The sequence below is a fragment of the Rahnella inusitata genome (genome assembly GCF_003263515.1).
GTDB lineage: Bacteria > Pseudomonadota > Gammaproteobacteria > Enterobacterales > Enterobacteriaceae > Rahnella > Rahnella inusitata.
Window position 1 is genome coordinate 40,170 of sequence record NZ_JYDE01000006.1, and the last position, 11,080, is coordinate 51,249.

12 protein-coding genes and 1 pseudogene are annotated in these 11,080 nt (G+C 55.8%); 7 read left to right on the forward strand and 6 right to left on the reverse strand.

Features of this window, described 5'->3' with window-relative positions; genetic code table 11:
- The first annotated feature begins 212 nt into the window (after nt 1-212).
- The 3 genes from TU92_RS03600 to TU92_RS03610 are packed head-to-tail and all read left to right on the forward strand — an operon-like array spanning nt 213 to nt 3,516.
- Complete coding sequence (locus TU92_RS03600; RefSeq protein ID WP_112164596.1) at nt 213-1,187, forward strand: HlyD family secretion protein; 975 nt, start codon at nt 213-215, stop codon at nt 1,185-1,187.
- A complete protein-coding gene (locus TU92_RS03605; protein ID WP_112164712.1) occupies nt 1,184-2,356 on the forward strand; it encodes an ABC transporter permease in 1,173 nt (390 codons plus the stop codon). Before TU92_RS03600 ends, TU92_RS03605 begins: the two co-directional genes overlap by 4 nt.
- Nucleotides 2,353-3,516, forward strand: coding sequence for an ABC transporter permease (locus TU92_RS03610; protein ID WP_112164597.1), 1,164 nt, complete (start codon nt 2,353-2,355; stop codon nt 3,514-3,516). Before TU92_RS03605 ends, TU92_RS03610 begins: the two co-directional genes overlap by 4 nt.
- Nucleotides 3,517-3,574: 58 nt before the next feature.
- Here the strand turns inward: TU92_RS03610 and TU92_RS03615 are convergent, their stop codons facing one another.
- Nucleotides 3,575-4,453, reverse strand: coding sequence for a U32 family peptidase (locus TU92_RS03615; RefSeq protein ID WP_112164713.1), 879 nt, complete (start codon nt 4,451-4,453; stop codon nt 3,575-3,577).
- 14 nt (nt 4,454-4,467) lie between these two features.
- Complete coding sequence (gene ubiU, locus TU92_RS03620) at nt 4,468-5,463, reverse strand: ubiquinone anaerobic biosynthesis protein UbiU (RefSeq protein WP_112164598.1); 996 nt, start codon at nt 5,461-5,463, stop codon at nt 4,468-4,470.
- 304 nt (nt 5,464-5,767) lie between these two features.
- Between ubiU and ubiT the strand changes: the two genes are divergently transcribed.
- Together ubiT and TU92_RS03630 are read left to right on the forward strand one after the other, a co-directional pair.
- Complete coding sequence (ubiT, locus tag TU92_RS03625; protein WP_112164599.1) at nt 5,768-6,289, forward strand: ubiquinone anaerobic biosynthesis accessory factor UbiT; 522 nt, start codon at nt 5,768-5,770, stop codon at nt 6,287-6,289.
- Entirely contained in the window at nt 6,283-6,786 is a 504-nt protein-coding gene (locus TU92_RS03630; protein WP_112164600.1) for a GNAT family N-acetyltransferase, read from the forward strand. Before ubiT ends, TU92_RS03630 begins: the two co-directional genes overlap by 7 nt.
- 19 nt (nt 6,787-6,805) lie before the next feature.
- Here the strand turns inward: TU92_RS03630 and TU92_RS03635 are convergent, their stop codons facing one another.
- Nucleotides 6,806-7,129, reverse strand: coding sequence for a GIY-YIG nuclease family protein (locus TU92_RS03635; protein ID WP_112164601.1), 324 nt, complete (start codon nt 7,127-7,129; stop codon nt 6,806-6,808).
- 116 nt (nt 7,130-7,245) lie between these two features.
- Here TU92_RS03635 and TU92_RS03640 point away from each other — a divergent pair, with 116 nt between their 5' ends.
- The gene (locus tag TU92_RS03640; protein ID WP_112164602.1) at nt 7,246-7,698 is read left to right on the forward strand and encodes a YhbP family protein; all 453 of its coding nucleotides are present in this window, start codon (nt 7,246-7,248) and stop codon (nt 7,696-7,698) included.
- A gap of 86 nt (nt 7,699-7,784) precedes the next feature.
- Entirely contained in the window at nt 7,785-8,426 is a 642-nt protein-coding gene (locus TU92_RS03645) for a Rossmann-fold NAD(P)-binding domain-containing protein (protein WP_112164603.1), read from the forward strand.
- A 119-nt stretch (nt 8,427-8,545) separates the two neighbouring features.
- On the opposite strand, the pseudogene phnN reads toward TU92_RS03645, so the two are convergent.
- The 3 genes and pseudogenes from phnN to phnL all read right to left on the reverse strand — a co-directional run bounded on the left by phnN (nt 8,546) and on the right by phnL (nt 11,056).
- A pseudogene (gene phnN, locus TU92_RS03650) lies at nt 8,546-9,117 on the reverse strand (ribose 1,5-bisphosphokinase).
- A gap of 98 nt (nt 9,118-9,215) precedes the next feature.
- Nucleotides 9,216-10,352: an alpha-D-ribose 1-methylphosphonate 5-triphosphate diphosphatase gene (gene phnM / locus TU92_RS03655; protein ID WP_112164604.1), complete on the reverse strand. Its 1,137-nt coding sequence runs from the start codon at nt 10,350-10,352 to the stop codon at nt 9,216-9,218.
- Entirely contained in the window at nt 10,349-11,056 is a 708-nt protein-coding gene (phnL, locus tag TU92_RS03660) for a phosphonate C-P lyase system protein PhnL (RefSeq protein ID WP_112164605.1), read from the reverse strand. The genes phnM and phnL overlap by 4 nt, the downstream gene beginning before the upstream one ends.
- Nucleotides 11,057-11,080: the final 24 nt, after the last annotated feature.

The window sequence follows — 11,080 nt, forward strand, 5'->3', positions numbered from 1 at the left end:
TCATACGTGACGACTATGAATCATGTTTAATTTATCGTTTCAGCCAATATGTTGTTTTGTGTTAAAACGTCTCCGTCTGCGCCGCTATGATTGAGCGTCACCTATGATGTATCTGTTACTCCGAAAACGGAGTGCGGCAAAAACGGACAATAAAGGAATGGAAACCCCATGCCGTTGAACAAAACTGGCGAGAAAAAAGGATCAGGCTACACATGAGTAAACGTATTTTATTGACCCTTCTGCTGGTTGCCGTGGCGGTGTCATTAGCGGTCTTATTCCGCGCACACAATCAGGATTTATTGTTGCAGGGCGAAGTGGATGCGCCTGAGGTTATTGTCGCCTCTAAAGCCAAAGGCCGCGTGATCGAACGTCATGTCGAGCGGGGTGATGACGTCAAAGCCGGTCAGTTGTTGATAACCCTCGACAGCCCTGAAATGATGGCGCAGTTGCGCGCGCTCGAAGCGGCGCGCGATCAGGCAAAAGCTCAGCTCGATCTCTCCGTAAACGGCACCCGTGAAGAAAGTATTCGCAACCTGAAAGCCACGCTGGCGCAGTCTCAGGCCGAATACATCAATGCCCGCGATCTCTACAACCGCAACGCCAAAGTTGCGGCGAAAGGGTTTATTTCCGCTGCCGATTTAGAAGATTCCCGCCGTGCCCGCGACAGCGCATACCAGCAAGTGCTGGTCGCCAAAGCCAACCTTGATGAAGGCACCAACGGCGACCGTGTTGAACAACGCGATAGCTACGCCGCACAGTTGCGTCAGGCGGAAGAAGATTTACTTGAGCTGAAAGCGCAAACCGATGACTTACAGGTCAAAGCGCCGGTCGATGGTGAGGTGGGGCCGATCCCGGTGGAAGTTGGCGAACTGGAAAGTGCCAACAGTCCGTTGCTGACGTTAGTCCGTCTGCCGGACGCCTATTTCGTCTTTAATCTGCGTGAAGATATTTTGGCCGGCGTGCGCAAAGGCGACAAAGTCCAGATGCGCGTGCCTGCCCTGAACAACCAGATGATTGAAGCCGAAGTGCGCTACATCGCGCCGCTGGGCGATTACGCCACCAAACGCGCCACGCGTGCGACGGGTGATTTCGATCTTAAGACCTTTGAAGTGCGTCTTTACCCGGCGAAACCGGTGCCCGGCCTGCGTCAGGGCATGAGTGCGCTGTGGCAGTGGAAGGCGAAGTGAAGCGGGTCAAAGCGCCGCGCAGTGAAAGGATAAAAGCCGGATGGCGCTGCTTTAGTCGTGCTTTTAACCGGGAGGTCAGTTTTGCTTTCCGTAAGCCGGTGATCCACTGGCTGTGCTGGATTTTCCCCTTGCTGCTGTTCGGGCTTATCAGCAGCAATTTCTCGGAAGGCACTTTGCTGGACTTACCGGTATCAGTAGTCGATAACGATCACAGCAGCCTCTCGAAAACGCTGGTCCGAAAACTGGATGCCGGTTCGCATGCCCACGTTCAGGCTTTTAACGGCGGATTGCAGGAGGCCGAATACCGGTTGCGCACGGCACAAGATTACGCGCTGCTGTATATCCCGACGGATTTCGAAGCCGACGTACTGGCCGGAAAACAGCCGAGCGTTGTGCTGTACTATAACGCTTTGTTCTATGGTGCCGGTTTGTACTCCACGCAGGATTTCAGCGGGCTTATCACCGAACTCAACACCAGCTACCGTTCGATTATCGCGACGGAAATCGGCAAAACGCTGCCGTCGCTGGCGAGCGTCGATCTCTCCTACGGCAGCCTGTTCAACGCCAGCGGCAGCTACATTTACTACCAGCAGTTCGCCGCCACCATTCACCTGCTGCAACTTTTCACCGTGACCTGCATGATCTATGTGATGGCACGCAGTCAGGCGTTGCTCAGCGCACCGTCGTTTACGTTGGCGCTGCTCGGAAAACTGGCCCCTTATACGCTGTGTTTCACGACCTTGCTGATGGTGGAAATCGCCATGCTGGTGGGGTTCTTTGATGCGCGGGTCAGCGGCAATCCGCTTTATATGTTGCTGGTCGGCTTCTTCTATGTGATTGCCGCCCAGAGCCTCGGGTTGTTGCTGTTTACCTTCACCAAAACCACCATTACCGCCTACACCATGATGGGGATTTTCGTCAGTATCGCGCTGACCTTCTCAGGCATGGCGGTGCCAGTGCTTTCGATGCCGCTGCCGGCAAGGATAATTTCAGGTATCGAACCACTGAGTTACGCACTGGCGGCGATGTTTGACGTTTTCCTGCGTGAAGTCTCGGTGCGCGGTATTTTGATGGTCTGCTGCATCTTGCTGATTTACCCGCTGGTCACCGCCTTCCTGGTGCGTAAGCGGTTATACCTGCGGATGAAGCAACAGGAGCCAGGAAAATGACCCGTCGTGAATGGTTTAAAACCTGGTGGGGTACGTTTAGCAAAGTGCTGACCGGCCTGCTTGATAAACCCATGTGGATGATGTTGCTGATTTCGCTGTGCGTGATGAGCCTGGTCTACGCCAACCGTACGGTGTGGGATTTGCCCGTGGCGGTCGTTGATCAGGACCACAGCTCCGCCAGCCGGATGCTGACCCGACAGCTGGACGCCACGTCGAAAGTCAAAACCGTGCAGTACGAAAATCTGGCGGATGCGGAACACGATCTGGCGCTGCGCCAGCTGTTCGCGGTGATTATCATGCCGGTCGATCTTGAAAAGAAGATCCTCGCTGGTCAGAACATTGTGATCCCGGTGTACGGCGATGCCACCAACCGGCTGGCTAATGGTCAGATCCAGCAGGACGTGCTGGCTGCCTACCAGTCGATCCTTACGCAGTACAATAGCGATCTCCTGCTGCGTAACGGATTCAGCGAACGACAGGCCAGCGTCGTGTTGTCGCCAATGGTCGGTCAGACGCTCGATCTGTTTAACCCCGGCATCAGCTTCGCGGCGATCATTTTCCCCGGCCTGCTGGTGATGTTATTACAGCACTCCTTGCTGATCGCCAGCGTGCGCGTCAGCATCGTGCTTAACAGCGGCCCCTCAGGGAAACCGGCGATCCCGGCATTTCTCGGCGGGATTTCGGCGCTGATCCCGGTGTGGCTATTTTTGTCGATCGTCCTGTTCGTGCTGTGGCCATGGATTTTAGGCTACCGGCAGACGGCGAGTATTCCTGAGATCCTCTTGCTGACGTTTCCGTTCCTGCTGGCGGTGTTAGGGCTGGGTAAACTGGTGACGGAATGTCTGCGCAGCGTTGAACTTATCTACCTGACGTTAGCTTTTCTGACCACGCCGGTGTTTTACATTTCCGGGACTATCTGGCCGCTTCAGGCAATGCCCGCGTGGGTGAGGGGGATTTCTTCCATGCTGCCGTCGACATGGGCGACCAAAGCGATTGCCGGGGTGAATCAGATGGGATTGCCGTTCAGAGACGTCGGCGGTGATATTCTGATGTTATTGCTTCTCTGCGGTTTTTACACTTTTATTGGTATTGCGGTGGGCATGCTGCGCGATGGCGTCCGGCTGCGGGCGATGTTCAGACGCAAACATAAAAGCGTATGATCAAAAAAGGGATATGACCTCAACGTCATATCCCTTTTTGCTTAATGGCGCCAGAGGATTACTGGCGCAGTTCCAGCCCGGCGACGCGCTGCCAGTAGCCGTTACAGTCGGTTTTATTGGTCAGATGCAGCGGTGCTAAACCACGCTCGTTATTGCGGAAGGCTTCAAGCGTGGTGAGAGAATCCATGCTTTCCGGCGAAAGCCGCACGATATCCACCAGCCCCTGCATCGACATCAGTTCATTGCCGAGATTGTAGCAATAGCCGCTTTGCGTCTGGATACCGTTGAGCACGAACACTTGCTGATTTTCCTGCGACAATACTTTGCGCCCCTGCGGATAATCGATGCAGCAGGTTTCGCATTCGTCTTTGGCTTTGTTTTCCGAACGTGCGGTAAAACAGCGCGCCGAGTACGCCAGCGGCAGATGTCCGTAGGAGAGGACTTCCACTTCAAACTTATCGCGGATGCCCAGATCCTGACACTGGTTCAGCAGATTCACCAGCCAGTCGCGGGAAAGCTCGACCGGCATACACCAGCGCATCATCCCCTGTTTTTGCAAAATTTTAAGTGTGACCGCGTTATAGCAGTTCAGCGCATGGCCGACCACAAACGGCAGGTTGCGCTCCGCCGCCATATTCACTGCGCCGAAATCATTGGCTTCCAGCAAGAATTCGCCGTTTTCGACGTAGCGCTTGAGTTCATTGAGTTCGGAGGGGGCCTGCAATAAGGCCAGCGTGGAGATCACCACCTGTTTGCCGCTCGCTGCCAGCTGGCGCGCGATGTCCATCCAGTCGTTCACTTTCATCTCACGGCGTTTGGTACAGACATTTTCCCCGAGATAAATCACGTCGGCGCTGCTTTCTGCGGCGGCCTGATAAAACGCTTCAACCTGCGCTTTCGGCCAGTAATAAAGGATCGCCCCTAAAGAATATTTCATCATCGTCTCTTCAGTTACTGCCATTTGCGGTGATACGCCCCGAGCGTGGTTTGCGTACCTTCAGACATTGCACCCAGCGTGCTCATCCACGCGGCATCGGTTTTGAAATTCTGTGGATCAGCCATACAGCGGTCGATCGCCGCACGCCAGACTCGGGCGACCTGACTGACATACGCCGGACTGCGCTGGCGTCCTTCAATCTTCACCGAGGCAATATTGGCAGCGAATAATTCCGGCAAAAGCTCCAGCGTATTCAGGCTGGTCGGCTCTTCCAGCGCGTGATACTTCGCGCCATCCACCAGATAACGGCCTTTGCACAACGTCGGATACCCGGCATTTTCGCCTTCGTCATAACGGTCGATCAGCACGTCGTTCAGGCGGGATTCCATGCCCTGTGCGGTTTGCTGCCAGCGGACGAAGCGCGCGGGTGAACACGCACCCACGGTGTTTGGAGATTCTCCGGTCAGATAGGAGGACAGATAGCAGCGGCCTTCGGCCATGATGCACAGGCTGCCGAACGCGAACACTTCCAGCGGCACCACCGTCGTGCGGGACAGCTGGCGCACCTGATGCATGGAAAGCACACGCGGCAACACTACGCGTGCGACGTCAAAGTTACGTTTATAGAAACGAATGGCTTCGTCGTTGGTGGCGGATGCCTGCACCGAGACGTGGCGTTCAACATGAGGATATTTATTGGCGGCGTAATCAAGCATCGCGATATCAGCCAGGATCAGCGCATCGGCACCGAGTTGCGCGGCCATGTCCACGGCGCGTTCCCAGCGCTGATAACCGTCCGGGTGTGCAAATGTGTTGATGGCAATATGCAGTTTCCGGCGATGGCGGTGAACATAGTTGGCCGCCTCCTGGAGCTTTTTCTCGGTGAAATTCAGACCGGCAAAATGACGCGCATTGGTATCGTCTTTCAGGCCGATATAAACCGCATCGGCACCATTATCGACTGCCGCTTTCAGCGCAGGTAAATTCCCTGCCGGGCAAAGTAGCTCCATGATCATTCCTTGCTGCAACCGGACAGCGTAGCTGAAGGGTTGATAGTGATGAGAAGCCATGTGCCGACGTAATTCATTCATCAGCGAAGGCTTTGATTGGCGAACCATTTTAGAGAAGCTATGGATGCAATATTTTGATTTGAGGCAGTTTATGGGGTATTGAGAGGGGGAGTTAGGGCCGGGGAGGTTGTACGTGACGTTTTTCTGTTGCAGTATTTATTGATGCAGGCCGCTGAATGAGTCTGGCGATGTGGCAAAATAGTGCCAAGAGTTGCCCAAAAAGTTACCTAAAGGAGTAGTGCCAGTGTTGCAAAAACTACGTGCACGTATGGTTCGTCAGGGGCCATCCCTGTTAAGTGTGCCTTTAAAATTCACCCCTTTCGCGCTACGGCGTCAGGTTTTGCAGCAAGTGTTGAGCTGGCAGCTACGTCAGGCACTGGCCGACGGTGAACTGGATTTTTTGGACAGCCGCTGGTTAAAAATTGATGTCACCGATCTCAGTCTGAGCTGGCAGATGTCAGTCGACGCCGGAAAACTGGTGATCCGCGAAGAAGGCGTTGCCGATGTCAGTTTCAGCGGTCACGCCAATGATCTGATCCTGATCGCAGCCCGTAAAGAAGATCCGGACACGCTGTTCTTCCAGCGCCGTCTGCGTATTGAGGGCGATACCGAACTCGGTCTGTATGTGAAGAATCTGATGGATTCTATCGATCTTGATACCATGCCTGTGTTGCTGAAAAATGGCCTGTTACGTCTGGCCGATTTTGTCGAAGCGGGTATGCAGGAGGACCGCGAGCCGCAAGCTCCGGTAGCTGAACCATGTTAATCCGAACTGAAATTCCTGTTGATGCAGCAGGCATTGACCGCCTCCTGCGTTCCGCTTTCCCTACGGGCGCAGAAGCCGATCTGGTGCAGGAACTGCGCGAAGACGGCTTACTGACGCTGGGCGTTGTGGCAACCGATGACGAAGGCGGCGTGGTCGGTTACGTCGCGTTTTGCCCGGTCGATATTCAGGGTGAAGATCGCAACTGGGTCGGGCTGGCACCGCTGGCGGTGGAAGAATCTCTGCGCCGTCAGGGGCTTGGCGAAAAGCTCATTTACGAAGGGTTAGATTCCCTGAATGAATTCGGTTACGCCGCGGTGGTGGTGCTGGGCGATCCTGCCTATTACGGTCGCTTCGGTTTTAAACCGGCGGCTGCCCATGACCTGCATTGCCGCTGGTCGGGCGCTGAAGGCACTTTCCAGCTGTTCACCCTGACCGATGACGCGCTGACCAACGCCAGCGGAGAAGTGGTTTTCCCGACGGCATTCAACAAGTTATAATTCCCCCACGGGTCTGTTCTCAGGCCCGTTGGCTGACTTCCTCAACCTCACTCTCCTGCAAGCCCAGATAACACGCCAGAGACTCCGGCGCGGCTTTCACCAGTAATTCCTTTTGCGCCTTACTCAGCTTTTTCACTTTCAGCTCCAGCTTTGACGCCAGCGAGCGGTCGCCCGCCGCACAGTGAAACGCCAGCTGCAACTCGCCTTTTCCACGCAGCGCTTTCGCCCCTTTTCCGGACTGATGTTCTCCCATACGCCGGGTCACGTCGGTGGTGATCCCGGTGTACAGCGCACCGGTCGGGGTTCTCAACATGTATAAATACCAGTTCGATGCAGCAGACATAGGCTCGGTGCGTTTAGCAAAATTTGCCTAAGTTTACCTGAAGCACATAAAGGAGTGACGTAAAAACGCAAAGCGGCGCGTTACACTGTGGGCAAAGAATGGAAAGGGCACCGTTGATGAATAATCCCGACGATCTGAAACACATCCTGAAGTTTCTCAATAAAAATCACGTACTGGCGCTGTGTGCCGTCGCCGACGGCGAGATGTGGAGCGCCAACTGCTTTTACGTCACCGATTCAGAAAATCTGTCGCTGTATTTTATGACGGAACTGAAAACGCTGCACGGCACGCTGATGGCGAAATCCCCGCAGGTGGTCGGCACCATCGCCCCGCATCCGAAAACCATCGCGTTAATCAAAGGCATTCAGTATCGGGGAGAAGCCACGGTGCTGAGCGGTGAGGAAGAGCATCGCGCGCGTACGCTTTACTGCACGCATTTTCCCGTCGCTGTTGCGATGAAAGCGCCGGTCTGGCGGCTAAAACTCAATTACATCAAGATGACGGATAACGCACTCGGCTTTGGGAAAAAGCTGATGTGGGATCGGGTGGCGTCTGACAAACATCCGTAACAAGATATGTCTTATGGCGCTGCTTTAACAATGAGGTAACACTCAAATATCTCAATATGAAACGCCGTTTTTTAAAAGGAAGTGATATGGCAAAAGTTCTTCTTCTTGGTGGAAGTGGTCTGGTCGGGCGAGAACTGTTGCGCCTGCTTCAGCTCGATCCGCGCGTCAGCCGCATCGTCGCGCCAAGCCGCCGTCCGTTGCCGCCTGGCAGCAAAGTGGTTAATCCGCTGGGAGCTAACCTGACCTCTTTGGTTGTCGCGTTGGATGAACCGATCGATTTGCTGTTTTGCTGTCTCGGCACCACGCGAAAGCAGGCGGGAAGCGCGGCGGCGTTTCGGGCTGTGGATTATGATCTGGTGGTCGACAGTGCCAAAGCAGCCAAGGAACTCGGAGCCCGCCATTGTCTGGCGGTCAGTGCTCACGGCGCTGATGCCACTTCGCGTTTTCTCTACAACCGTACCAAAGGGGAAATGGAACAGGCGCTGATGCAACAGGGCTGGCCGCTGCTGACGCTGGTCAGGCCGTCACTGCTGGTGGGAAAACGCCATCCGCCGCGCTTGCTCGAACAACTTAGCGCGCCGATGTTCAAACTGCTGCCGGGTAAGCTGAAAGCGATTGATTCCGATATCGTGGCGAAAGCGTTGCAGGAACAGGCGTTTAACGCCGGGTTGGGTGGCATCACGGTGCTGGAATCCGATCAGATTGCTGCCAGTATTGAAGAACTTTAACCCTGAACAGGACGTTGAATCGGATCGCATTTCCCGTATGCCGGTGAAGCGTCGTTGATCCGCAGGAAGGATCTCTGTGATAGGGTAGGGACAAAAAAGCAAAATTTGCCCCTTCCTTTTCAGCTCTCCTGCATTTCCCCGTGCGTTCTCTTCTGTCTGCTCAGTAATTCCCGTAAGGCCCTCAGCGTGTCCTGTAATTCGCCGTCGTTGTTCAGCCGCTGACACCCTGACGGCAAAGCGTTGTCATACTCTCTGGCACGATGCAGACGACAGGCAATCTGCGTGGCATCTTCGCGGCCACGCCGGGTCAGACGTTCCGCCAGCACCGCCTCGGACACCTGCAAACAGACCGGCAGCAAAAGTGTGCCATAACGCTGGCGGGCGCTTTCCAGATGCGCCCGCGAGCCGTTTACCACCACCTGACAACCGAGCTGCATCCAGCTGTCGATTTCAATTCCGACGCCGTAGCGGCACTCATGCGCCTGCCATTGCAGCGCGAACAAACCCTGCTGCTGGCGTTGGATAAATTCGGCTTCGCTCAGCGCGATATGATTCTCGCAACCGGCGTCAGCGGCGCGCGTAATATAACGATGCGCCACCGCTACGCCCGCCGGTAACTCCCTGCGCAGGCCTCCAGCAGGCTGTCTTTCCCCGACCCCGATGCGCCCATCAGATACAGTAAACGACTCATTTTTCCTCCGCTAACGGCCTTTCCCAGTCGATCTGCATTGAGCTGTCTCCCTGAAAAGATAGGGCAGGCGGGCTGGATCAAGCTTATCCCGCCTGCGTTTAAAACACCTGAATGCCCTGACGCCAGACGTTTTGCACATAGTGATGATCGCCATGCGCCCTTGCCAGCACCAGATCCGCCCGTTTGCCTTCGGCGATTTCGCCGCGATCCTGCAAGCCCAGCGCGTTGGCCGGATTTCGCGTCACCAGCTTTACCGCCTGCGGCAGGCTGAACGCATTGTTTTCATCACCGGCGATGCGGAACACGGCGTCGAGCAGGCTGGCGGGATAATAGTCGGAAGACAAAATATCCAGCAGCCCGAGCGATGCCAGCTGATGCGCCGCGACGTTGCCGGAATGCGAACCGCCGCGCACGATATTCGGTGCGCCCATCAGCACCTGCAAACCGTTGGCGTGCGAGGCGCGTGCCGCTTCCTCAGTGGTCGGGAACTCGGCAATCACGCTGCCGAGCGCCAGCGATTCCTCGACGTGTGCGGTGGTCGCGTCATCATGGCTGGCCAGTGAAATATTGCGCGCGCGGCAATGGGCGGCAATCGCTTCACGGTTGGGCTGCGCCCAGCGGCGTGACAGCGCGATTTGCTCCTCCTGGAATTCATCCATCTGCGCGTCATTCATGTGGTATTTGCCCTGATAATACTCGCGGTATTTCTGCGGCGTGGAGAACTGGCGCTGGCCCGGCGAATGGTCCATCAGGGAAACCAGCGACAGTACCGGCGTATCCATTAACTGCTCGAACAGTGGCAGCGTCGTGTTGTGCGGCAGCTCGCAGCGCAGATGTAAACGATGCTCGGCGCGGTTGAGCCCGGCGTTCTGGCTGTTGACGATGGCGTTAATCATCTTTTGCAGATTATCCAGACGGTGCCCGCCGTCGCGTACGTCTCCGACCGCCACCGCGTCGAGTACCGTGGTAATACCGCTGGCGATCATCAGCGCATCGTGACTGCTCATGGCCGAATGGGCGGGCCAGTCAACTTTCGGGCGCGGCGTGAAAAACTTATCGAGATTGTCGGTGTGCAACTCGATAAAGCCTGGCATCAGCCAACCGCCCTGAGCATCCAGCGCCTGCGGCAGCTGACTGCGGGTGTCGGCGAAGGCGCTGATCACGCCGTTTTGCATCTCCAGCGATCCCTCGACGATCTGACTGTCGAGCACCAGTTTGACGTTATTGATGATCATGCGGACATCTCCGGGGCGGTTTCAGGGTTCATTTCGTACAGGCGGTCGGCAACGCGTTCGCGCACGTCGGCATCATGGAAAATACCGACTACCGCCGCTCCGCGCTGTTTCGCCTGTTCGATCAGCGTCACCACGGCGGCGCGATTGGTGGCATCGAGTGAGGCGGTCGGTTCATCGAGCAACAGCACCGGATAATCGACCACAAAACCACGGGCGATATTTACGCGCTGCTGCTCGCCGCCTGAAAACGTCGAGGGCGCGAGATGCCACAAACGTTCCGGCACGTTGAGATGTGTCAGCAGGGCGCTGGCGCGGGCTTCGCTTTGGGCTTTCTCCACGCCAAGTTCCAGCAGGGGTTGCATCACCAGATTCAGTGCGCTGATGCGCGGGATCACCCGCAGAAACTGACTGACCCAGCCTACGGTGTGGCGGCGCACCGCCAGAATCTCCCGCGCTTCGGCGCTGACCATATCGATTTGCTGGCCCTGATGTTCAACCCAAATCTGGCCGCTGTCTGGCAGATAATTGCCGTAGAGCGAGCGCAATAACGTGGATTTACCGCTGCCAGAATGGCCGTGCAGCACCACGCATTCCCCCGCGTCCACCGTCAGGCTGGCATTACTGAAAACAGGTAATCTGGCGCTGTTCTGGTTATGCAGAACAAAGGTTTTACTGAGATTTTCGACCCTGAGCTTCGTCGTCATTTTGGTCACTCTTTCTCTGGAATG

Coding starts and splice junctions, on each gene's coding strand:
- phnL (WP_112164605.1), bottom strand. CDS start 11,056: ATGACGACGAAGCTCAGGGTCGAAAATCTCAGTAAAACCTTTGTTCTG.
- TU92_RS03600 (WP_112164596.1), top strand. CDS start 213: ATGAGTAAACGTATTTTATTGACCCTTCTGCTGGTTGCCGTGGCGGTG.
- TU92_RS03640 (WP_112164602.1), top strand. CDS start 7,246: ATGAATAATCCCGACGATCTGAAACACATCCTGAAGTTTCTCAATAAA.
- ubiU (WP_112164598.1), bottom strand. CDS start 5,463: ATGGAGCTACTTTGCCCGGCAGGGAATTTACCTGCGCTGAAAGCGGCA.
- TU92_RS03630 (WP_112164600.1), top strand. CDS start 6,283: ATGTTAATCCGAACTGAAATTCCTGTTGATGCAGCAGGCATTGACCGC.
- TU92_RS03615 (WP_112164713.1), bottom strand. CDS start 4,453: ATGAAATATTCTTTAGGGGCGATCCTTTATTACTGGCCGAAAGCGCAG.
- phnM (WP_112164604.1), bottom strand. CDS start 10,352: ATGATCATCAATAACGTCAAACTGGTGCTCGACAGTCAGATCGTCGAG.
- TU92_RS03635 (WP_112164601.1), bottom strand. CDS start 7,129: ATGTCTGCTGCATCGAACTGGTATTTATACATGTTGAGAACCCCGACC.
- TU92_RS03645 (WP_112164603.1), top strand. CDS start 7,785: ATGGCAAAAGTTCTTCTTCTTGGTGGAAGTGGTCTGGTCGGGCGAGAA.
- TU92_RS03610 (WP_112164597.1), top strand. CDS start 2,353: ATGACCCGTCGTGAATGGTTTAAAACCTGGTGGGGTACGTTTAGCAAA.